Here is a 23969-nt window from a genome sequence, read left to right as displayed (position 1 = left end):
ATTATAAAACAACTAAGAAGCTAAAATTCCTGACTATTTTATCTTAAAATTTTCTAATTCTTTTTTTAATTGATCAAAAGCCGAGTATATACGGTATTCTACAACTTTTCTTGTTACCCCTAATAGTTGTGCAATTTCTTCATGCTTTTTACCTTCTACCTTATTAAGCATAAAAGCGCTACGTTGGTCTTCAGATAATTTAGCCAACGCATTTTGGTATTTTTTATAGTATTCATCTTGCTCAAGAAGAAATTCTGGAGTTTCGTTCGTGTAGTCCTTAGGAGCATCATTCTGATATTTTAAAACTACTTTTTGATGTTTGTATTCATTCAGCATTAAATTATTAGCAACAGTATATAAAAAAGATTTAGCCTTCTCTAGGGTTACTTTTTTACAATTTTCCCATAATTTTATAAACGCTTCTTGTGCTTTATCACCAGGATTTAAATTTTCTCCATACTTGTAGTATAAAAAATCATGTAAACTTTGGGAGTATTTATTATAGATATTGGCGTATAATGTTTCATTGCAAATATCTGCGTGGAGGTCTTTTTTCAATACGATATTTTTTATTTCAAAAATTTCAAAAAACTTTTTTCTAAAATTTTCAGGAGTTTTTAACGTTGAGTTGTTATAGTAGTACACAAAACACATTAATTTATCCTAACCATGAAAAACAGTAACGTATTAATAGGTTTTTTATTACTTTTTCTAAGTCTTCTAAACACTTCTTGTAGAAAAGAAGAGTCAGTTTTTGAGGGGGCTACACCACAAGATAGACTGGTTGTTGGTTCTAATGCCTATACATTACTAACCCGAACAGCCTTACATGATGGTTCTTATGATAATATTATAGACCAAGCAAGTTGCATTTCTATGAAGCTTCCAGTAGATGTTGTTGTTAACGGTGTAGCTATAGAAGTATTGAGTATTGAAGATTTGGATCTTATCAGTGATGTTTTCAGTTTAGATCCGGATGATGACGATGTCTTAGAAATAGTTTACCCAGCTACAGTAGTTTTTGCAGATTATTCAGAAGCTATAGTTTCAAATGCAGCCGAGCTTGAAGTTTACAGGAATGCTTGTGGAGATGAGAATAGTATTGATGATGATATTGAATGTATTGATATAAAATATCCAATAGGTATTTCTTTGTTTAATACCATTACAGAAGTTCTAAGTGCTAATACGGTAAAGAATGATCATGAGTTGCTAGATTTTTTAGATGATTTGACAGATAATCATGTAGTGAATATAGATTTTCCGATACAGGTCTTATTAAAAGATGGCTCAGAATTAGAAGTCAACACTATGGAGCAATTAGAAGCTGTTATTGAGAGTTCTAAAGATAGCTGTGATGAGGAGGATACTAATGTAGAAGATACGGAATGTGATGATTGCTCTGAAGAAGAAGTTGCAACAATTTGGTCTACTTGTGATGCTTGGGAAGTAGATAAGCTTTTTATTTTAGGTATCAGTAAGAAAGATGAATATGAAGGTTTTTCATTCAATTTTAAAGCAGATGGAAGTGTTGAGGTGAATACTTCTACATCAGAAACTTATACGGGTAGTTGGGCTACCACCAAACTGACACTTTTTACCTACTTAGAAATTACGCTTCCGGAGTTATCAGATATTAATGGTACCTGGACGATTATAGATCTTGCTATCTTTCATAACGATGAGGCTAGAAGTAAAATAGAACTCTTAAGTGGCTTAAGGAGTCTTAGATTCAAAGAGGAGTGTGTTCCTACTGGCGAGAGCGAGAATAATAACCGGGAGGATGATGACAGTGATGATGACGATGATTAGTACCACTACTATTACATGCGATAGCTGAAGATGTTTGAATACCACGCTTCAGTAAAGTAAAAGCTCCATAATTAGATTATGGAGCTTTTGGTGTAAAAAAACTAGTAAAACTAACGAAACTTAGTACCCACTATTCTGTACGAATTCTTTGGTGACATCCATAGTTTCCTGAGGGATAGGAAAAATTCTTCGATATGGTTCGGTTGCTGGTTTAGCGGTATATGCCGCATCAAAAGTGCCAAAACGTACCATTTGAGGTCTTCGTTGTAACTCCCAATACAATTCAAATCCTATTTCTTTATAGAGTTGCGCTTCATCCAAAGCCGTTAATATTTCGCCAGGAGCATTACCAAAAAGGGCTTCTCTAGTTCTGCCTGTTCTTAGCATATTTAGATCTGTTAATGCCGCTCCCGTTTGGCCGTTTCTAAAATAGGCTTCTGCGCGCATAGCATACATTCCTCCTAAACGATATAATGGAATATCTACTTTACTAGTACCGTTACCGTTTTCAGGATCATATTCAAACTTAAAAATACGGACTCCTCTATTGATTTGATCTTGGGCAAAAACCGCTTGAGCAGGGTTATCAAAGTTAAGCTCAGGAGTAAAATCCATAGGAGTAGCAGTACTTTTTTCCATAACTAAAGGAGATACCGCAATTCTTCCATCGGCAGTCATAATAAAGCCTCCATTGCCATCTAAAACAGGACCAAATTGTGGACCTACTAAAAACCCGCTATTAAAATGAAACCAAGCATTGCTTTCTGAATCTGGAACAAAATCTTCTGCAGGTACACTTATATCAGTACCATCGTTCATGAACCAGGTACCGTCACTGTATTGATATTTTCTAGAAAAACGAGGATCATTTTCATTACCAGTCCAAGTCGCAAAAAATTCTGGAGTAGTACAGGCTGCATTGGTTCCTCTATTAGCCGGAGAAGGTCTTTGGTTTCGGGCTACAGATACGTACCCAAAATCATTATCTCCAGAGCGTACTGCTTCAATTTCTTGAACTACCGCAAAAATCATTTCTGTGCTTGAGCCATTATTAATGGAGAAGTTTGAAAAGTAATTGTTTTCTAAAGCAAATTTCCCAGAATTAATTAATAAAGAAGTATACTTAATTACTTGCTCCATATCATTACTGCCAGCAACCAAAGATTCTTCTGTAAAATTAAAAGCGGCGCTACTGTTATAGCGGTCTTTAAATACGGCCCTATTTAAATACATGGTAGCTAGGAGACCATAAGCAGCTTCTTTGGTAAAACGGCCATTGTAGGTAGCTTGTTCTCCTAACGCAGCTAAATCTGGAATAATAGTTTCTACTTCAAGAATCAAATCATCAATGGCATCTTCTGCTTGTAGAATCTGGATCGTTTGGTCTTCTCCATAAGGATCTCTGTAAGGTGCTTGTCCATAAAGATCTAGGGTGGTGTACGTGTAAAATGCTAATAAACCGCGAGCTTCGGCTAAAAATAAGTCTTTAGTACTCGCCTCTGAAGTATAAATGCTTTCAATGGCGGTTAAAGAACGTGTTATTCCGTTGGTGAGATAATTCCAGTTGCCTGTGACGATACTGTTGTCTGGTGCCCAAGTAAACTCATGCATAGACCTCCATTTACCACCATCTCCCCAGTCACTACCCCGTGTAGGTAGCATAGCTATGTCTGTTGTGTATTCTTGAAGTGCAAAAACCCCACCGTGATCTACAAAAGTTTTATCGCCTAAACGATCATAAGCAGAAGCCAATACTCCTTCTGGATCTGCAGTTTGTTCTCCTAATTCCTCATCCAAAACCACTTCTTCTAAATCAGTACAACTGGTAAAGAGTAAGCTAAGCATAAGAAAGGTGATGCTATATATTGTTAATTTTTGTTGCGTGTTCATAGTTTATTATAATTTAAAAATTGCGCCTAAAATAAATGTTCGAGAACCAGGATAGCTAGAATAGTCAATTCCTAGTGATTGATTTCCGCCACTAGATTTTGGACTATTAATTAATGGATCGTATCCAGAATAATTAGAAATAGTCAAAAGGTTTTGACCTGTAACATATAAGTTAATCCCCTCTAGCCAGTTTACATTATTCAGCTGTAAGTTATACCCTAAACGCGCCGTATTTAGACGTATAAAATCTGATTTTTCTAAATAGAACGTAGACAATTGAGGCGAGTTTGCTGGGTTTGCACCTGTTTCATAATAGGCAGTAGAAACATTCCTATCAGATGCCAAATTATTAATGTTTAATGCATTTAAGCCCGTATTGTTTATTAAATAACCTCCGGCTTGACCAATTAAAGAGAACGAAAAATCAAAATTCTTATACTTCATTTGACTGTTGAAACCATAGGTAAATTTTGGTAAAGCACCTTCTATAATGATACGATCATCTGCTGTAATATTACCGTCATTGTTCGTATCCTTAAAAACATCAAATCCGTCTTCGTCAAAACCTATATGTTCTAATAAATAAAAAGACCCAGCCGCATAACCACTTTTGTAGATGTTGGCTAAAACGCCAGACTGGCCAGGCCCAGATATGGAACCAGAAAGTATTTCAGATACGGGTAGGTTTTTAATTTCATTAGCTAATGTTGCACCGTTGACATCTACATCCCAACTAAAATCTGAGTTGGAAATAAGATTGGAACCTATCATAAATTCCAAGCCAGAGTTTACAATTTCGCCATCTATATTTACCCAAATATTATCAGTGGGACTCAATACTTGAGATGGAATATTTAAAATGGCATCTGTAGTGGTTTTTTGGAAATAATCTAAGGAACCATATAATTTTCTATTCCATAAACTAAAATCTAAACCAACATTATACTGCTCAACAACCTCCCATTTAAGATCCGGATTTGGAGTTCTTAATACAGATATTCCATTGTTCAAAGCATCAGTACCATACAAGTAATAGCCATCTGCTCCAGAGAGTGCATAACTAGCTTGTGTTATTTTGTTTTGTACTTCCTGATTTCCAGTTTGGCCCCAGCTTGCTCTTAGCTTAAGACTTTCTACAGGACTATCTCGTAAGAAATCTTCTTCAGAAATATTCCATCCTAAAGCAAAAGAAGGAAAGTAACCATACTTGCTATTTTCGCCAAAACGGGTAGAGCCATCGGCACGCATAGAAGCGGTTAGTAAGTACTTGCCATCAAAAGAGTAATTAAACCTTCCAAAGTAAGACTGTAGTTCATTCTCTTGCGCAAAGCCGTCTATATTGATCTGTGAATTGTTTGAAGTTGGGCTGTAAACCGGTTTAACGCCATTGTCTTTCTCAGGGATATTGTCTAGGTTAAAACTAGTTCCGGAGCGCTCAAACTTCTGATAAGAGAAGCCACCTAAAATTTCTAATTTGTGCTTTTCTCCTGCCATTAGGTTGTAGGTTAAGTAGTGTTCTAACAATGTGCTCTTAGACTCTAGATTATTTTGAACATACATTCCTAAAGGATTCAAATCTGTTAGGTTTGGATAAATGGTAGTGTTACGTTCAGCAATAGAGCGGTCTACTCCATAGTTCAATTTATACTCTAAACCTTTAAATAGACGCAAAGAAGCTTCTATATTCCCAAGAATACGTAGTGTACGTGTTTCGTCCTCATAAATACTTAATAAGTATGCTGGGTTGTAATGAGCATTCATATTAAAATTGGTGTATACGCCATTTTCATCATAGACTGGTCTTGTTGGGTTAGCCATTAACGTATGTATAATTAATTGCCCGTTAGATCCACCGTCATCACTAGTGGGTACACCATTATCTACAGTTTCACTTGCGGTAAGGTTTACTTTTACTTTTAAACGCTTATCGTCTAAAAAGCTTTCAGCAACATTTATCCTACCAGAGGTTCGGCTAAATTCACTATTAGTTACAATACCTTCTTGGTCCATATTTCCTAAGGAGACATAATAGTTTCCACTTTCATTGGCTTTGGAATAGGACAAGACATTACTTTTTGTAATGGCGGTTCTATAAATTTCATTTTGCCAATCTGTACTAGCGCCATGGTCAAAAGCATCATCTGTGATGGCGGCTCTATAGTCATCCGCATTTAGAAGATCTATTTTATTGGCTACGGTAGACATTCCTAAATAGGTATCTAAGGTTAAAGAAGCTTTTCCTGTTCTTCCTTTTTTGGTAGTGATGATGACTACACCATTAGATCCTCTTGCGCCATATATTGCAGCAGCAGAGGCATCCTTTAAAACATTTATAGATTCAATATCACTCGTATTTAAGAAATTTAAAGGGTTTTTGGCACTTGAAGAACCAAACCCAACATTAGATCCAGAAGGGCTTACGTCATCATTGGTTAACGGCACACCGTCAATAACGAATAATGGACTACTACCACTACGGATAGAGCCAACACCACGAATACTTACATCTATTCCTGCTCCAGGTTCCCCACTTGTATTCACGACGCGTACGCCCGCTACTTTACCCTGTAATAAACCATCAGGGGAAGTGTTGATCCCTTGTCTAAAGCTAGATTCTTTTAATTGCGTGACAGCGCCAGTTACATCGGCTTTGGTTTGGCTACCATAACCAACTACGACTACCTCATTGAGTTCTGCTGCATCTGGGATGAGTTGTGTTCGGACAGTGGTAGATGTCACGGTTACCTCTTCGGTCTTATATCCAATATAGGAGATTTTTAAAATACTTCCGATGCTCGTTGCTATTTGAAACTCACCATCAAAATTGGTAACTACGCCATTAGAAGTTCCTTTAACTTGTACACTTGCACCAGGCAATGGTGCATTGTTCTCGTCTAAGACAACACCCGTGATTGTTTGTTGTGAAACTGTTTGGGAGGGTGCAGGAGCTACTTTCTTTAAGAGAATTATGTTGTTGGTAATACGATACGAGAAACCCGCCTTGGCACCCAAATCTTTTAAAGCGGCTTCTAATGAAGTATTGTTATAGGAAACCGTATACTTTTTGACATCTTTTAAAATGTCTTCTCCATAGCTAAAGTTATAGGAAGATTGTGCGCTTACTTCATTTAAAAGTGTAATTAAATCAGCATTGGTATAGTTAACTGTTATTGTTTTTTGATTCTCTAGAGTAACATTTGACCATCCTATCTGGATGAAAAATGAACTTAATACTAAAAAAAGTATTGGTTTTAATTTAAAAGGAATATTTTTAAAATACATTTATTTAAGTGTTAGTGAATAATGCTTGAACATTTGCCGCAATTGTTCGTAGCAATTGCGGTTTTTTTAATTTTAATCCGTAGTAATTATTTCATTTTCATAGCGCAGATTTAAATTGGTTATATAATTTATTTGATTTAATATTTCTTGGACACTTGCCTTTTTACCGATGAATAGCGTAAGTCTTAGGTTTTTTATTTGGCTATCTTTTAGATTGTTTTTTATGCCATATTTTAGATGTATGAAGTGCAATACCTCATGAAGTTTTATCGCATTCAGGGGTAAATCTTGGTTATACCAATTAAGGCGCATAATGCCTGTTAGCGTTTCTTTTTGGAGGGTATTTCCAAGAGTATGTACTTCTTCTCCGGGAATTAAATTTTCAAGCTTGTTATTGTAGCGTACCTCAACTTTTCCTGTAACTACCGCTACACTACATTCTTTTTCTTCCATTCGTATGTGGAAAGAAGTACCCAGTACTTTGGTTTTTAATTTTCCTGATTGAATAACAAAAGGATGTTTCGGGTCTTTAGTAATATCAAAAAAAGCATTTCCTTTTAAAAGTGTGACATTTCGTTGCTCACCTTTAAATGTTTCAGGATATTCCAAACTAGAGTTTGGGGCTAAATATACTAGTGAACCATCATTTAGAACAATAGAATCTAGGGCATTTGTAGTTGTAGCAATTAGGATATTTGTCGTATTATTTCGGTACTGAAATACAAGAATAAGAGAGGTTATGATTGCCAATGCTGCAGCATATTTTAAAAAAGTAAAATTTACTTTTTTTACAGGGGTAATGGCTATTCTAGATCTAATTTCATCTTTTATCTCGTTTTTGTCTCCCATTGTTTTTTCGTCCCAAGAAATAGTATGGTATACTTTTCTTAAAAGTATAGAGAGTAATTTATCCTCAGCGGCATTCGTTTTATTCTCAATGCTTTTGGAGAATAATTTTTTGAGTATAGATGTAGATTCTTGATGCATAAACATGTTTTCTAATAGTAAGTACCAGAAAACGCTTATGCGTACTATCGCTACATGTTATGATAAGATTAAGCAAACATTAAGTAAAAAAGAACCTGAAATTAACCCCAAAAGCAACCAGCTAAGTTGTGCTAATTCTATTCTAATTTGTCTTAAAGCAGATGATAATTGGTTTTTTACAGTTTGTTTCGAAAGTTGTAATTCTTCTGCAATCTGATCAATGTTCATTTCCTGCAGTTTGTTCATTAAAAGAATTTCCCTTCTTTTTTCAGGAAGCTTCTCTAATAGTGGCGTTAGAAATTCAGCATAGGCTGATGAAGTATATTCCGATGTCTCTTCCGTAAGTTTTTCAAGGGTTTCGTCTAATACAGAAGGGTTGTGCTTTTGTTGTCGATAAAATTTTAAAATATGATTTTTTACCGCTCTAAATAAAAAGTTTTCAATAGAAATGATGTTTATTTCTGCTCTGCGTTCCCATAAATTCGTAAAAACATCTTGGATTATGTTTTTTGAAAGGTTGCTATCCCCTGTCATTTTATAAGCGAAAACATATAGTTTTTCCCAATAATTAGAATATATTTTTTCAAACTCTTGGGTGGTTTTCATTTGTGTGGTATAAGATTTTATGGATACCGCAAAAGAAGAAAATCAATTTTCAATTTATTTTATGTGAATGTTATCATATAATTAAATCAATTTTTTATTGGTGCACAAAATGACTTTTTTATAGTGTAGTTTACATAAGCTTAAACTAATGATTAAGCTTATATCACTACTAAATTTTTTAGAAAGCTTTTATTTTACAACTTGTCTTGTAACTTCATGAGCCAAGGCTATTCTTAATTTATTCAACTAATTTAGTTATGATCAAAGCTTTACAATTACTTCCTTTTATAGTGTTAAGCACTATTTCTTTACATTCTCAGGATAGAAAACTACACCAGACTCAAGTTATTGGTTCTCATAATAGTTATAAACAAGCCATACAGCCTAACTTATATTCCTATTTGGAGCGTAGAGATACTACGGGAGGTTTGCAAAGCCTGGAATACACTCATATTCCTATTCCCGAACAACTAGACTTAGGCTTGCGAAATTTAGAAATTGATGTACATGCAGACCCAGAAGGAGGAAGGTATGCACACCCTAAAGGGCTTTCTATAGTTTCGGGTGATGAGGTTTATGATAAAAAGCACAGCATGAATTCTTCAGGGTTTAAGGTTTTTCATATTATAGATATTGATTTTAGAACCTCATATTACACGTTAAAAGACTGTCTAATAGCATTGAGAGCCTGGTCTGACCGAAATCCGGAACACAGTACCATATTTATTACCCTAGAGCCAAAAGATAGTGATCAGAGCATTTTTGGTACACAGGCAGTGCCTTTTACAGCTGCACTTTTTGATGCTTTAGATACGGAACTACGTACTTATTTAGGTGCGGATAAAATTATTATGCCAGATAATATCATAGGGGAATATAAAACTTTAGGAGCGGCAGTTCTGGCAGGGAATTGGCCAAGTATGGAACGTGCTAGAGGAAAGTTTCTGTTTATTTTAGATGACAATCATAAAAAGAAAGAGCTCTATAAGAAGGAACATTCTAATTTAAAGGGTAGAGTGGCATTTGTCAATGAAAAAGAGGGCAGTCCTGAAGCTGCCGCCATGATTTTGAATGATCCTAAGGATTCTCGTATACCAGAACTAGTTAGAAAGGGGTACCTCATAAGAACTAGGGCAGATGCAGGAACAAAACAGGCAAGAACCAATGACTACTCTAATTTTGAAGCGGCTAAAAAGTCTGGAGCACAAATTATTACTACAGACTATTATTTGCCAAGTACGCTGTTTAGGTCTACCTATCAAGTACAATTTGATGATGCTACTTATGAAAGAGCTAATCCAATCAATGGGGACTACTAGTTATTTATCATAACAGTTTTGCTATTTTCTAATTGAATTTTAAACTAATTATAACAGTCAATTCTTGATTAGAAGATTCAAGTATTTTAACTTCACTAAAAAATCAAGAATATGAATTTAAAAGATAAAGTAGTTTATATAACAGGAGGATCAAAAGGTATTGGTTATGGTACTGCAAAAGTATTACTAGCAGCTGGTATGAAAGTAGCTATTAGTGGTAGAACCTTAGCCTCTGTAGAAGATGCGGCGAAGAGTTTGGGAACTAATTCTAATGTCTTGGCTTTGGAGTCTGACGTTACTAAATTTATAGATGAAGAGAAAGCGGTAGCCACCATTCTTGCTAAATGGGGGCAATTAGATGTGGTCTTAGCAAATGCTGGAGTTGGTAATTTTGCCCCTGTAGATAAGATGACAGAGGAGGAGTGGCACCAAATGATTAATACTAATTTAAATGGTGTTTTTCATACGCTGAAAGCTTCTGTAGAAGCATTAAAAAAATCAGAAGGGTATTATATTACCTTGGCGAGTTTAGCAGGAACCAACTTTTTTGCCAATGGCGCAGGATACAATGCCACTAAATTTGGTGTAGTTGGCTTTACACAAGCTGCCATGTTAGATTTAAGGCAATATGGCATTAAAGTTTCTACCATAATGCCTGGTTCTGTGGCTTCAGAATTTAACAATCATGTGCCCTCAAAAGATGATGCATGGAAAATTCAGCCAGAAGATATCGGAGAGCTTGTTTTAGATGTCTTAAAAATGAATCCTAGAACACTACCGAGTAAAATTGAGGTACGCCCTACCCGTCCTGATTTAAAGTAATTTAAACTTCCTTTTCAAGGAAAGGTATTTCAGGGTTAAAAATTTCCTGAACTAAAGTATCTAGCACGCTTTTAAATTCTAAAAGCGTGCTTTTGTTTATTTCCTCTGTTTTTGACTCAGAGAAGTATAAAGTTCCGCTGTTTAAATTCTTAAAAGATATAATACCTGCTTTTATGGTTTCTATTGGTTTCATGGTGTCTATCATGATCGCGTAACATAGCAATTGAAAAGCTTTGCTTTTATCGTAATTCTCAATCACGTCATTCCAATCCGTGATTTTTACATTTCTAGCTTCTACTTTTCCAGTTTTGTAATCTATGATTCTGGTGACGCCATCTACTTCATCTACTCGATCTAATTTACCTTTTAATCTTACTGTATGCGGAATTCCTGGAATCTCTAATGCAACATTTAACATTTGCTCAAGAGAGACTATCTTAATTTTTTGATGCTTAATTTCCTTTAATTCTAGTTTTATAAAGTTTTCAATATACCGTAGAATAACCGTGTATGCGATTAAGTTTTTACCTCTGGTAATATCTCCGTCTGCATAGGTCTTTGCAAAATTATGTTTTACAGTACCTTCTATCTTAGGTAATAATGCTTCTAAAGCTTCTTTCTTTAAAAATTCGCCAACGAAGGGTTGGTATAAATCTTCCAGAGTGTCATGTACAATGGTTCCAAAAGTGTTTGCTGCTAAACTTTCTTCAACCTCATTGAGGTCATTGATTTTTAGAATACTTTTTTTGTAAAAATCGATAGGGTTTCTGACATAATTGGAGAGTGATGTTGGTGAAAACCCTTTTTCAGATAAGGCTTTCAATTGCGCCATAAGAGGTTTACTTTTCTCAATGCGTTCAATAGGTACGGTGGGAGACGAAACCGCGGCAGATCCCGTAATTTCTTTTATATTTTGTGATATTGTATCGTCTGTTAAAAGTTGGGTTAGGAGCCTGCTTTTTTCATTTCCTTCAAGTACATTTGGTTCTGTATTGTAAATTAAATAAACATTCTTAGCGCGTTGAAGTAATCTATAAAAGTGATAGGTATAGACGGCATCTTTTTCCTTATATGTAGGGAGCCCGTATATTTTTTTTAAATCGAATGGGATAAATGAATTATTAGATTTTCCTGAAGGTAAGATTCCCTCATTCACAGAGGTGATAATTACAGTTTCAAAATCTAGATTTCTACTTTCTAACATTCCCATGATCTGAGTTCCTTGTAAAGGCTCTCCTTGAAAATCTAAGGTTTCTGTACCAATCAATTCTTTATAGAGTGATTGTAAAGATTTAATATCCGTAATAAAGGCATGCTCATTAACCATTAATTCTAATTGGTTGAATAGCGTATGGAAACGAAATAAATACTCTAAGCCTAAATTATTGCCCGATTCTTGAAATTTTTGTTTTAATACATTAATCAGTTGTAAACTTCTTTTAATGAAGCTTTTTGGCGTTAATGCAGTATCCTCAAATAAAATATCCGTCAAATCTTTTACGTCAGGAGCCGCTTTGTCTATTTGTTCTGTTTGTACAAAGATCCAGTTTCTAGCTTTTATTTTATTGGCTATTACACTGGCATTGTTTGTTTTCTCTGTTTGATAATATATTTGAAGGTAAGGATGGGCTAGTAGATTTAGTAATTGTTGATAAAACCATCCATTTGGTTCTTTGGTGAGCCATACTTCAAAATATAAATTGAAGAGTACAGCTATTGGTGTTTTATGAATAGGATACCCCATAGTAATATTGATACGTGCTATTTTTTCTGGAATAGCATTCAATATAGGATTTAACAGATTTTCATCTCCTAAGACAATGGCAGTTTCTTTTAATAAGAGGGGTTGTGTTTCTTGAATTTTTTCTAATAAGTTTCCTACGTATTTTGCTTGAGATACATTTTTAGGAACCCCGATAAGTTGAATATTTTTTTTTGAATTAAAATTGGCGCTTATTCCTTTAAAAGAATGGGTCTTAAAATAATTCCAGTTTTTTTTATGTTGTCGTATAAATAAACTAGCGTCATGCAGGGTGTCTTCTAAAAAATAGCGGTCAATGTCCCAATATATTGCTGCAGTAGCATGTTCCAGTATGTATTGCAAAATGTTCTCTTCTGCTTTGTTCAAGGCATTAAAGCCTATGAAGACAAATTTTTTGTCTAAGGTTTGTTCAACATATGCTGTTACGGCCGTATTTGCAGTTCTATAGGCATAGCCTTGAGAAGCTAAGTTTTTTTCTAAAAGATGTTGATTAAAACTATGATATAATGCTTCTAGATTATTCCAAAATTTCACGTAATCAGCAATCATCTGAGTAGGCTCTTCTTGAAAATAGGTGTTTAATTCTTGTATGGCAGAAAGATGAGAAAATATAGCTTTGGTATCAATTAGATAACGATCTATCTCATTAAAATCCTGAAGGACCGTTTGCCCCCATTTAGAGAAGCTCAGGAAACTATCTTTATCTTTCTCTGTGCTTGTTTGTAGGTATGATTTATAGAGCGTAAAGAGTTGCTCTGTGCTCGATGCATATTCTAATCCTGAGATAAGTTCAATGAAGCTTTCTATGCTATATATTTCTGGAGCGAATATCGTTTGGTGTATATTTTTAGAAATGGTATTTTTTAAAAAAGTACCGGCTCTCTTACTGGGTAGTACAAAAATGGTATCGGTAAGATTAGTACCGTTATGTAGTAATTCCTGAACGACTTCTTCTATGAAACTTTGCATCATATAAAAATAAAAAAAGCTCCGCAATTGCGGAGCTTTTAACTATAAATTTGAATTGAACTTTTAGTTATTATTTAACTAAGTTAATTTCAACTCTTCTGTTTTGAGTTCTACCAGCTCTTGTACTGTTAGAAGCGATAGGCTTCTCTTCACCGTAACCAATTGCAGATAATCTGAATTCTTCGATTCCTTTTTCTACTAAAAATTCTTTTACAGAAAGAGCACGAGACTCAGATAAACTTTGGTTCAATTTAGCAGAACCAACGCTATCAGTATGACCTTCTACAGTAAATTTAGCATTAGGATATTCTTTTAAGATTGTGATAATGTCAACCATAACTGAAGTAGACTCAGCTTTTATAGAAGATTTACCTGTATCAAATAAGATAGTTCTAGCATAGTCATTCAATTGTTTCTGAACTTCTTCAGTAACTTCAGGACAACCTTTGTTAGCTACAGTACCAGCAACATCTGGACACATATCATCTTTGTCTAATACACCGTCACCGTCTTTATCTAAGAAAGGACAACCTTTGTTAGAAGCAGGACCAGCTTCAGCAGGACACTCATCATCTTTATCAGCAACACCGTCACCATCAGCATCTGGACAACCTTTTAAGGCAGCAGTACCAGCTTCGTTAGGACAAGCATCATCTTTATCAGCAACACCATCGCCATCAGCATCTGGACATCCGTTCATTTCTTTAGAACCAGCTTCATTAGGACAAGCATCTTTGCTATCTTCGATACCATCACCGTCAGCATCTGGACAACCGTTGAAAGCTTCTAAACCAGCAACTTCTGGACAAGCATCATCTTTGTCATAAACACCATCACCATCTGTATCAGTACCACCAAATTTGATGCTAAGACCAGCTAAGTGCTGCATGTGAGGAGCTAAGTAATCTTCGAAAGAATGCTTATATTGAGTTTGTAAAGTTAAACCGATGTTCTCAGTAAACCAGATATTAACACCAATACCACCGTTAGCTGTACCCGCTCCGATTTCATCAATCCAAGTATAACCACCACCGATTTCAACGAAAGGATCAACTACTGTATTTTTTAAAATGTTGTATTTAATAGTACCATCAAGAGCGTAGTGAGATAAATCATCAACAGATACATCACCTAACTTGTCGATTCTGTTTAAAGAACCTCTAGCTCCAACAGAAAATCCGTCACCAACGTATCTAGAAACAGATACATAAGAGATAGAAGGAAGGATATTCCAGTGATCAGTAGCGTTGAAATACTCATTTCCAAAAGAACTTACATCACTAGTTGGATAAACATCAATTGCGTTTACACCAAAACCAACTTGCCATGGATTATTCTCGTCTTGCGCTTGAATGCTGTTAAATCCTACAAAAAGTAGGGCAACAACCAATAATTTGCTAAGATGTTTCATTTTATTATATTTAAGTTTAAGGGTTTATTAGCTGCAAATGTAAGTTGTTAAGAATTATTAACAAAATCAATTTCCTATTTTTTTTAACACAATTAAAGCATTAAATGATGCATTTAAACGATTTTCAGCGTTTTTCCTACCTCCGTGAAGGCTGAAATTGCTTTATCTAAGTGATTTTTTGTGTGCGCAGCAGACAATTGAACCCTAATTCTGGCCTTATCTTTGGGTACAACCGGATAAAAGAAGCCTATAACATAGATACCTTTCTCTAATAATAGGTCTGCCATTTGCTGTGATAATTTAGCATCATAGAGCATAACGGGCACAATTGCAGAATCTCCTTCTATAATATCAAAACCTGCAGCTTTCATACCTTTTTTGAAATATAGCGTATTTTCCTCAAGCTTATCTCTTAAAGAAGTATCTCTTTTTAACATTTCAAACACTTTTATAGAAGCACCTACGATAGCGGGTGCTAATGAGTTTGAAAACAAATAAGGTCTGGAACGTTGGCGCAACATTTCAATAATCTCTTTTTTACCGGTAGTATAACCACCCATAGCACCACCTAGTGCTTTACCAAGTGTACCTGTAATAATATCTATTCTTCCTAAAACACCTTTTTCTTCTAGTGTTCCTCTTCCTGTAGCACCAATGAATCCTGCAGAATGGCATTCATCAATCATAACTAAAGCATCATATTTATCTGCTAAGTCACATATTTTATCTAATGGCGCTAAAACACCATCCATAGAGAACACACCATCGGTAACAATAATTTTAAAACGAGCACCTGCTTCATTTGCCTTTTTTAACTGCTCTTCTAGATCTGCCATATCATTATTAGCATACCTATAGCGCATTGCTTTACATAGTCTAACGCCATCAATGATAGAAGCATGGTTTAAAGAATCAGAGATAATAGCATCTTCAGCAGACAGCAAGGGTTCAAAAACACCGCCATTAGCATCAAAGGCAGCGGCATATAATATAGTGTCTTCGGTTTGATAGAAATCTGCTATGGTACTTTCTAATGTTTTGTGGATGTCTTGTGTTCCACAAATAAAACGAACAGACGACATTCCAAAACCATGACTGTCTAAGGTGTCTTTTGCTGCTTGTACTACTTCTGGATGTGATGATAGACCTAGGTAATTATTAGCGCAAAAATTAATAACTTCTTCTCCGGTGCTAATTTTAATAACGGCATCTTGAGGAGACGTAATTATGCGTTCCTTTTTAAACAAACCAGATTCTTTGATATGCTCTAATTCTTCTGTTAAGTAATTTTTAATATTTCCGTACATGTTTTAATTTTAAATAAATTCAGGAATTATATCTTTATTTATATAAATGATAATTTTTTTATCAATTTGATATCCCATTTCTTCAATGGCATTGGCGTAAGTGTCTACTTGGTCTTTGTAGCTTACGTTTCTTGCGCCTGTTTTATAATCTATAATACTTGCTTTGTTGTTTTTGAAAACCAAACGATCTGGGCGCAAAATTATACCATTTTTTGTGATTATATCGGTTTCATTTTTAACAATGGTATCTTTTGCATAGAATTCTTTTAATTCAGTATGTTCAATTATAGATCTAACCTTTTGTTCTAATAGCGGGACCTCTTCTGAATTTAAAGATCCTTTTTTTACGAGCTTCTCAAAACATTTTTTAATATCATCAACCGTTTCAATTAAGCTCAGTATTTGGTGAATGGTATTCCCTTTAGAAAGTGCGGCTTCTGTAGAAGTATCCCAAAGCATTCCAGATTTGGTAACAATATTAAAACTAGTACGCTCTTTATAGGAATATTGGAATTTGATTACTTCTTGATCGTTTGTAAGCTGGTCGCTACTGTTATTTTCATCGAGCTGTCCAAATTGATAATGTAATTGCTGATTTTCCCAAAGGCCTACTTGTTTTAAATAACCCATAAATAGGCCGGAGTAATAATCGCTCTTAGGGTTTTCTGTTTTCCCTTCGAATTCTTTTTTGGTGAAGACAAACAAACATTTTACGGCTCTGGTTAAGGCTACATACAATACATTAAAGGCGTCTAATTCTAATTTTTCATGTTCTTCATTGTAAATACTTTCGGCCTCCTCGCTATAGTTTACAATTTCTTTAGTCTTATTAATTAGTACGTCTGTAAAGCCATTAAATTCCTCGGCCGCTACGGGCAACCATGTTTTTGGTTTTAGCTCCTTATATATATGACTATTGGCGTAAGGGAATAAGACTACCTCAAATTCTAATCCTTTAGATTTGTGAACCGTCATGATTTGTACCGCATCCATTTCTAATGGAGCGCTGATACTTAGCATATCTTTTTTCTTTTCCCAGTAATCTAAGAATAAGGTAGCGCTAGCCCCTTGTTTGTACTCTACGTCTAAAACTTCATCTAAGAAATAGGTAATATACGCATCAGATTCATCAACTAGATTAAAGTGCTTTACGGCCTGTTCAAAGCCGTCATAGACGCTAGATTGCTTCAGTATATTGGCATCAAATTGATAGGCTTCTAATAAATGCTTCTCTAATTTATTCAGGTTTTCAGAAATATATTCATGCTTGGGGTAGTTAGAAGTATTTCCTAAATAAGATAAAATGGCATAGGCGGCTTCGTAATCTTCACTATCAACACTAAGCTTGAGAAGGTTAACAAGGAAATTAACTTTTGGATTGTTTTTAAGTAATAAGGTTTCAGAAGATATAATCGGAATCTCATTTGCACTCAAAAAATCAGCTAGAAGTATCCCATGCTTTTTATCACGAACTAAAATACAGATATCTTTAAGAGGGTATTTCTTTTCAGAAAGGTTGGTAATGGTTTGTAGCACTTCATTGCAATACAACTCATCTTCATTTTTATCGTCTTCTTCTATAAATGAAATTTGAATAAAACCTCCTTCTTTATGGTTTACCTTTTGTTTGTTGCCTTCTTCAAAAAGCGATTTGTATACTGCATTGGTAATATTGGCACTAATGGTAGTAAAGAAACTGTTGTTAAAATTGATGACTTCATGATAGCTTCTATAGTTTGCAGGGAGGTTTTCTACATTAGGAAAATATACAAACGGATTTTTAGTTTGATGTACCAAGTTTAAAAATTGCTCTGCTTTACCGCCTCTCCAGCGATAAATAGCCTGCTTAGCATCGCCTACCAATAGTAAAGAACCATTGTTTCCTTTTTCGTCTTGACTTTCTAAGGCATTACCAATTAGAGGTATTAAGTTACTCCACTGCAATTCTGAAGTATCCTGAAACTCATCAATAAAATAATGACGGTATTTTTCTCCAAGGCGTTCATAAATAAAAGGAACGGGTTGGTTTTTTATCTCTTTAGAAATAATGCTATTAAATGTAGCTAACGGAATTTCATCGCGCTCTAGTTCTAGATTTTTTAATTCTTTTTGTAAAGCATTAAGAACGGTTAGTGGTACAATGTTTTTGTAGGCATTTTTCAGGAAAGCCAGATCAAAGAAATTCTTTTTTATGCTTTGAAAATGAATAGCAAAGGTGGGGTGCAAGCCATCAATGGTTGCTTTTTTGTCTTCTGATAGTGTTTTGGTGTACAATGCCGTGTTTTCAAAATCTTGTTTCCAAGCGGCATTGAAGTTTATGGTTGGTTTTAATTCAGATACATCCATCATAAACTTTGAGAAATAAGAACTTTTAAAATCTTTGATCTCTAAACCATTATCAGTCATTAATTGCAGATTTGTTTTCCCTGCAAGCTGTATGTTGTCTTCTGCTTTTTTAATTTTCGCTTTTAATAAAGTTTTTAAGGTATTAAAATCTTCAATATTTTTTTGACCGATAACTTCTAGCGCATCCTCATATTTTTCTTTAAAGAGAAGCTCTCTTCCCATGTCAAAGATATCTCTTGAAATATCCCAACTTTTATCTTCGTTTGCTTTTTCTAAGGCAAATGCAATAAGAACTTTCGTAAGTTCTGGTGCTGTACCTGCTTTATTTACAAGGCGATCTACTGCTTCACTTAAAAGTAAATTAGTGTCTAGGATAACTTCAAAATTCTGAGGGAGTTTTAAATCTTTGGCGAAGGTTCTAATTAACCTATGCGTGAATTTATCAATGGTAGAAACATCAAAAAAAGCATAGTTATGTAAAATTTCTTTTAATCTAGTCTTAGATCTTTTTTGCAGCGTTTCTGTATCTACGTGTAGTTCTTTTACAAGATCTTTGAACATAGAAGGGGCGTCCTCAGCGTTTTTAACTTTGCCAAAGTCATATAAACTATCAATAATACGCTCCTTCATTTCAGCTACCGCTTTATTGGTAAAAGTAATGGCTAAAATTTCTCGGTAATTTGCAGATGTTGCACTAGAGAGAATAATTTTCAGGTATGATTTGGTAAGCGTGTATGTCTTTCCAGACCCTGCTGAGGCATTATAAATATTATACGATGTGTTTTCCACCTGCTTTTTACTTGCAAATTACGTAATCTTATACAGTTCTTAACAAATTATTAGTGGAATTAGTTTCTTAAAACCTTAACTTTGTTAGACAACATTTTATTAACTTAAATACAATTATATTATGGCCTTTGATTTACCAAAATTACCATATGCATATGATGCACTAGAACCAAATATTGATGCTAGAACTATGGAAATTCACCATACTAAACATCACAATGGATATACAAACAATTTAAATAACGCTATTGCAGGAACAGATTTAGAAGGAAAATCTATTGAAGCTATTTTTGATACTTTAGATATGGATAATGCTGCCGTAAGAAATAACGGTGGTGGTTTTTACAACCATTCTCTTTTCTGGGAAGTAATGTCTCCAAACGGTGGTGGGGAGCCAACAGGTGAATTAGCGACTGCTATTGATGCAGCTTATGGTTCATTAGAAGCTTTCAAAGATGCATTTTCTAAAGCAGCAGCTACAAGATTTGGATCTGGGTGGGCATGGTTATGTGTTCATAAAGGTGGTAAAGTAGAAGTTTGTTCTACACCAAACCAAGATAACCCATTAATGCCTGGTGTAGGTTGTGGTGGTTTTCCAATCTTAGGTTTAGATGTTTGGGAGCATGCTTACTACTTAAACTACCAAAATAGAAGACCAGATTATATTAATGCGTTCTTTAACGTAATTAACTGGAATAAAGTTTCTGAGTTATATGCTGCTAATAAGTAGTCTATAGTAAGAACAATTTTCTTATATATAAAGCCCACTAGTTAATTCTGGTGGGTTTTTTCGTTTATAAAAACAGAAAAGGATGGAGAAGTCTCCATCCTTTTCATCCCAAATCTTACCATAAACTTAACCTACTTATGCTATGGCAATGCTAAGTTACTGGTATTGTGAGAAATATCAAAAGATATAGAGATAATTTATAGTACTAATGCTATAAATTTTATAAAAAAGAATCGATTAAAGGCTATTTTTTGGGTTAAAGTGCTGAGTATCAGAAATGAAAAAGGCGGAATATTATTCCGCCTTTTTCCCCCAAATCTTACCATGAACTTAACCTACTTATGCTATGGTCCTACAAATGTAGTTTGAGATAGTATATTTAGACGAAAGTTTTAGATGAACGCCGTTTATCCAAGTTGAAATACTCTTTTTGGCTTTTTGAAAGGGATTATGGTATTTTTTTTATGAAGAATAATGTAAATACAAAAAGGTGAAGTCAGACTCCACCTTTTTTCCCCAAATCTTACCATGAACTTAACCTACTTATGCTATGGTTCTCCAAAGGTATGTTAATGAGTATGTTGTGCATCAAAGTTTTAGATGAACACTCGGATATAAAAGTCAAAAGGTAAAACAGCAGTGTATTTGGTAGTCTTGAAGTATGCTGTATTGAAATTAGAAAAGTATAGAAATAAAAAAGGCGGAGTTAGACTCCACCTTTTTCCCCAAATCTTACCATAAACTTAACCTACTTATGCTATGGCAATCTAAAATTACTCTTGCCACTCGTTGAAACGACTAATTTTACGTCAATCGGTCAATATTATCGATGAAATGCACTATTCGTTGCATTTCATCGATAGCTGTAGGTTAATATGCGCGTTCGTTTTTTCCTTCGTAGAAATTTATAAATGCTCTATTGACTACTCTGTTCCCTCCAGGTGTAGGATATTCTCCTGTAAAATACCAGTCTCCTAGGTTTTGCGGACAAGCTTGATGTAGGTTAGATATCGTTTGATAAATAATCTGTACCTCTGCATTTATCTCAGGGGAACTTAACAAGATGCCTATTTTGTCAGATATCTCTGTTGCTGTAAAAGGCAAGTAAAATTCTTTTACATAATTGATCACGTCTTTATCATGTGAATTTACTTGCAATAGGCATTTCTGATAAATATCATCAACAATATGCATGGTATTTCTATCCTTATGCAATTCTAATGCCGCTCTAAAAGCAATAAAGTCTTCTAGCTTTGCCATATCAATACCATAACAATCAGGGTATCTAATTTGTGGAGCAGAAGATACTACTACAATTTTCTTAGGATGTAATCTGTCTAATATTTTAAGGATACTTTTCTTTAAGGTAGTACCTCTAACAATACTATCGTCTATTATGACTAAGTTGTCTCCTTTTTTTACAGAACCGTAAGAGATGTCGTATACATGCGCAACCAAGTCATCTCTACCGCTATCTTGTGCGATAAAGGTTCTAAGCTTAGCATCTTTAATTGCTACTTTTTCAATTCTTGGTCTTACATCTAAAATCTCATGCAATTCCTCTTTGGTAATCTTTGAACCAATAGAAAGAATTTGTTCTTCTTTCTTTTTGTTCATGTAATTTTGAGCTTCCTTCACCATTCCGTAGAATGAGGTTTCTGCTGTATTAGGAATATAAGAGAATACGGTGTTCTTTATATCTTCATCTATACACTCAAGTATTTGTGGGAAGATGAGTTTACCTAATTCTTTACGTTCTTGGTAGATTTCTTTGTCGCTACCTCTAGAGAAATAAATACGCTCAAAAGAACAAGCTTTGCGTTCTGTTGGCTCTAGAATTTCTTTAATGATAGTTTTGCCGTTCTTTTTCACAAGAATTGCATGTCCAGGATCTAGTTCTTTTATATCTTCAAATTGTATATTGAAAACGGTTTGTATTGCGGGCCTTTCTGAAGCAACAACAACAACTTCATCATCTTTATAATAATACGCAGGTCTAATTCCTGCAGGGTCACGTAATACAAAAGCATCACCATGACCTAATAAGCCTGCCATAGTATAACCACCATCCCAGTTTTTTGCTGCTCTACGTAAAATTTTAGCCACATTTAAGCGCTCTGCAATTAAGGGAGAAGCTTCTTGTTTGTTAAAACCTTCTTTTTTAATTTCTTTGTAAAGCTTTGCGACAGCATCATCTAAAAAGTGACCGATTTTTTCCATAACGGTAACCGTATCTGCCATTTCTTTTGGGTGCTGGCCAATTTGAATTAAATTATCAAAAAGCTCATCAACATTAGTCATGTTAAAGTTCCCCGCAACAATAAGGTTACGGTGCATCCAATTGTTTTGTCTTAAAAAGGGGTGTACACTCTCTATACTATTTTTTCCAAACGTACCATAACGTACATGTCCTAATAAAACCTCGCCAATGTATGGAATGTGTTTTTTCTGAAGAGCAACATCGTTTTCATACTCAGGATTTTCTTTAATAGCAGAGTTTACTCTATCATTAATTTGGGCAAAAATATCCTGAATAGGTTGCTGTGCAATAGAACGTACTCTGCTCATGTAGCGTTCACCAGCCTTCATATCTAGTTTAATACTTGCAAAACCAGCACCGTCTTGACCTCGATTATGCTGCTTTTCCATCATAAGGTACATCTTGTTTACGCCGTAAAAAGCAGTACCGTATTTCTCTTGATAATATTCTAGCGGCTTTAACAAACGTATTAAAGAAATTCCGCATTCGTGTTTAATGGCATCACTCATTTTCTTCTCGAGATATATTAAAAAAGCCCTGAAAAGACAGGGCGTAGGTTTTTTTATTGTAATTCAATATCAAATTGACTTAACTCTTTGAACTGATGTAATCTTTTATTAGTTTCTTCTTTTGATAATTTCTTCATACGCTCGGTGCCAAACTTCTCTACGCAGAATGACGCTAAATTAGAACCTTGTATAATTGCGTTTTTCATATTGTTAAAGGAGATGTTTTGTGTCTGGGCTAAATACCCAGAAAAACCACCTGCAAAAGTATCACCGGCACCAGTAGGATCAAAAACTTCTTCTAAAGGAAGCGCAGGAGCAAAGAATACTTTGGTCTCATGGAAAAGTAATGCGCCATGTTCTCCTTTTTTAATAACTACATATTTTGGTCCCATTTTTTCAATTTTAGCAGCTGCCTTTACTAAAGAGTACTCTCCAGTTAATTGGCGTGCTTCTTCATCATTAATGGTAATTACATCAATATGCTTTATAACCTCTAATAATTCAGGTAAGCTATTGTCCATCCAAAAATTCATAGTGTCTAATACTATTAATTTTGGTTTTTGTTCTAATTGATTAATTACACTTAATTGGACGCTAGGATGTAAATTTCCTAACATAACAACATCGGCATCTTTAAAACCATTAGGAACTACAGGATTAAAATCTGCTAATACATTAAGCTCTGTGGCTAAGGTATCTCTAGTATTTAAATCGTTGTGATATTTACCTTTCCAGTAAAAAGTTTTTCCTCCTTTTACAATTTCTAACCCAGAAAGATCAATATTTTTCTCTTTCAAAAGTGTTAAATATTCTTCTGGCATATCATCGCCAACAATAGAAACAATGGCTGATTCTACATTAAATTGAGATGCCGCTAAGCCAATATACGTTGCAGCCCCTCCTAATATTTTATCAGTTTTTCCGAAAGGTGTTTCAATAGCATCAAAAGCAACCGTTCCAACAATTAATAATTTACCCATTATGGTCTGTAATTTTGTGCAAATATAAGGGTAACTTTTGAGGTATGTAAAGGAGTTTTAAAAAAGTATGAACAGTTTAACGAAGTTGTTTCACTTCTATAAACGCGTAGGGCTTATTGTTGTTTTAAAGACCGTTTATTTTCTTATGTTCTTTAGGCTTAGTGGTCTGCGTTTCTTTAAAAATCATT

The 23969-nt window shown here is 34.7% G+C and carries 15 protein-coding genes; 4 read left to right on the top strand and 11 right to left on the bottom strand.

The features are described from left to right. Nucleotides 1–33: 33 nt before the first annotated feature. Complete coding sequence (locus tag M666_RS04180; RefSeq protein ID WP_029447634.1) at nt 34–558, bottom strand: RNA polymerase sigma factor; 525 nt, start codon at nt 556–558, stop codon at nt 34–36. A gap of 111 nt (nt 559–669) precedes the next feature. Between M666_RS04180 and M666_RS04175 the strand changes: the two genes are divergently transcribed. Next, nucleotides 670–1812, top strand: coding sequence for a hypothetical protein (locus tag M666_RS04175; RefSeq protein ID WP_029447635.1), 1143 nt, complete (start codon nt 670–672; stop codon nt 1810–1812). A 120-nt stretch (nt 1813–1932) separates the two neighbouring features. On the opposite strand, the gene M666_RS04170 is transcribed toward M666_RS04175, so the two are convergent. The 4 genes from M666_RS04170 to M666_RS04155 all read right to left on the bottom strand — a co-directional run bounded on the left by M666_RS04170 (nt 1933) and on the right by M666_RS04155 (nt 8577). Then, nucleotides 1933–3702: a RagB/SusD family nutrient uptake outer membrane protein gene (locus M666_RS04170; protein WP_029447636.1), complete on the bottom strand. Its 1770-nt coding sequence runs from the start codon at nt 3700–3702 to the stop codon at nt 1933–1935. 6 nt (nt 3703–3708) lie between these two features. Further along, the gene (locus M666_RS04165) at nt 3709–6984 is read right to left on the bottom strand and encodes a TonB-dependent receptor (RefSeq protein ID WP_029447637.1); all 3276 of its coding nucleotides are present in this window, start codon (nt 6982–6984) and stop codon (nt 3709–3711) included. 72 nt (nt 6985–7056) lie between these two features. After that, nucleotides 7057–7971 carry a FecR family protein gene (locus M666_RS04160; protein ID WP_029447638.1) on the bottom strand — a complete coding sequence of 305 codons (915 nt, stop codon included), beginning with the start codon at nt 7969–7971 and terminating at the stop codon, nt 7057–7059. A 57-nt stretch (nt 7972–8028) separates the two neighbouring features. Continuing rightward, on the bottom strand, nt 8029–8577 hold the full coding sequence (locus tag M666_RS04155; RefSeq protein ID WP_029447639.1) for an RNA polymerase sigma factor: 549 nt from the start codon (nt 8575–8577) through the stop codon (nt 8029–8031). Nucleotides 8578–8834: 257 nt separating this feature from the next. On the opposite strand from M666_RS04155, the gene M666_RS04150 reads away from it, so the two are divergent. Beyond that, nucleotides 8835–9896 (top strand): phosphatidylinositol-specific phospholipase C1-like protein, encoded by a 1062-nt coding sequence (locus M666_RS04150; protein ID WP_029447640.1) that lies wholly within the window; start codon nt 8835–8837, stop codon nt 9894–9896. A gap of 111 nt (nt 9897–10007) precedes the next feature. Continuing rightward, complete coding sequence (locus M666_RS04145) at nt 10008–10718, top strand: SDR family oxidoreductase (RefSeq protein ID WP_029447641.1); 711 nt, start codon at nt 10008–10010, stop codon at nt 10716–10718. 1 nt (nt 10719) lies between these two features. Here M666_RS04145 and M666_RS04140 read toward each other — a convergent pair whose 3' ends face one another. The 4 genes from M666_RS04140 to M666_RS04125 form a co-directional block, all read right to left on the bottom strand. Further along, nucleotides 10720–13452, bottom strand: a complete 2733-nt coding sequence (locus tag M666_RS04140; RefSeq protein WP_226989948.1) for a PD-(D/E)XK nuclease family protein — start codon at nt 13450–13452, stop codon at nt 10720–10722. Nucleotides 13453–13519: 67 nt separating this feature from the next. Then, nucleotides 13520–14860 (bottom strand): OmpA family protein, encoded by a 1341-nt coding sequence (locus M666_RS04135; protein ID WP_029447643.1) that lies wholly within the window; start codon nt 14858–14860, stop codon nt 13520–13522. Between the two features lie 113 nt (nt 14861–14973). Continuing rightward, entirely contained in the window at nt 14974–16167 is a 1194-nt protein-coding gene (gene kbl / locus M666_RS04130) for a glycine C-acetyltransferase (protein WP_024482552.1), read from the bottom strand. 9 nt (nt 16168–16176) lie between these two features. Further along, complete coding sequence (locus tag M666_RS04125) at nt 16177–19302, bottom strand: UvrD-helicase domain-containing protein (RefSeq protein WP_029447644.1); 3126 nt, start codon at nt 19300–19302, stop codon at nt 16177–16179. A 121-nt stretch (nt 19303–19423) separates the two neighbouring features. Here M666_RS04125 and M666_RS04120 point away from each other — a divergent pair, with 121 nt between their 5' ends. Next, nucleotides 19424–20032, top strand: a complete 609-nt coding sequence (locus M666_RS04120; RefSeq protein WP_029447645.1) for a superoxide dismutase — start codon at nt 19424–19426, stop codon at nt 20030–20032. Between the two features lie 870 nt (nt 20033–20902). Here the strand turns inward: M666_RS04120 and M666_RS04115 are convergent. Then, nucleotides 20903–22801, bottom strand: a complete 1899-nt coding sequence (locus tag M666_RS04115) for an amidophosphoribosyltransferase (RefSeq protein ID WP_025616433.1) — start codon at nt 22799–22801, stop codon at nt 20903–20905. A gap of 53 nt (nt 22802–22854) precedes the next feature. Next, nucleotides 22855–23781, bottom strand: a complete 927-nt coding sequence (locus M666_RS04110; protein WP_029447646.1) for a PfkB family carbohydrate kinase — start codon at nt 23779–23781, stop codon at nt 22855–22857. Between the last annotated feature and the right edge of the window lie 188 nt (nt 23782–23969).

This window comes from Cellulophaga baltica 18, assembly GCF_000468615.2.
Lineage (GTDB): Bacteria > Bacteroidota > Bacteroidia > Flavobacteriales > Flavobacteriaceae > Cellulophaga > Cellulophaga baltica.
Note: the sequence above shows the minus strand (reverse complement) of the source record. Positions and strands in the feature narration are given on the sequence as shown.

Excerpts from the sequence above, each read along its gene's own strand:
- M666_RS04150 (WP_029447640.1), top strand. The coding sequence starts at position 8,835 with ATGATCAAAGCTTTACAATTACTTCCTTTTATAGTGTTAAGCACTATT.
- M666_RS04120 (WP_029447645.1), top strand. The coding sequence starts at position 19,424 with ATGGCCTTTGATTTACCAAAATTACCATATGCATATGATGCACTAGAA.
- M666_RS04165 (WP_029447637.1), bottom strand. The coding sequence starts at position 6,984 with ATGTATTTTAAAAATATTCCTTTTAAATTAAAACCAATACTTTTTTTA.
- M666_RS04175 (WP_029447635.1), top strand. The coding sequence starts at position 670 with ATGAAAAACAGTAACGTATTAATAGGTTTTTTATTACTTTTTCTAAGT.
- M666_RS04110 (WP_029447646.1), bottom strand. The coding sequence starts at position 23,781 with ATGGGTAAATTATTAATTGTTGGAACGGTTGCTTTTGATGCTATTGAA.
- kbl (WP_024482552.1), bottom strand. The coding sequence starts at position 16,167 with ATGTACGGAAATATTAAAAATTACTTAACAGAAGAATTAGAGCATATC.
- M666_RS04170 (WP_029447636.1), bottom strand. The coding sequence starts at position 3,702 with ATGAACACGCAACAAAAATTAACAATATATAGCATCACCTTTCTTATG.
- M666_RS04140 (WP_226989948.1), bottom strand. The coding sequence starts at position 13,452 with ATGATGCAAAGTTTCATAGAAGAAGTCGTTCAGGAATTACTACATAAC.
- M666_RS04135 (WP_029447643.1), bottom strand. The coding sequence starts at position 14,860 with ATGAAACATCTTAGCAAATTATTGGTTGTTGCCCTACTTTTTGTAGGA.
- M666_RS04115 (WP_025616433.1), bottom strand. The coding sequence starts at position 22,801 with ATGAGTGATGCCATTAAACACGAATGCGGAATTTCTTTAATACGTTTG.
- M666_RS04145 (WP_029447641.1), top strand. The coding sequence starts at position 10,008 with ATGAATTTAAAAGATAAAGTAGTTTATATAACAGGAGGATCAAAAGGT.
- M666_RS04155 (WP_029447639.1), bottom strand. The coding sequence starts at position 8,577 with ATGAAAACCACCCAAGAGTTTGAAAAAATATATTCTAATTATTGGGAA.
- M666_RS04160 (WP_029447638.1), bottom strand. The coding sequence starts at position 7,971 with ATGCATCAAGAATCTACATCTATACTCAAAAAATTATTCTCCAAAAGC.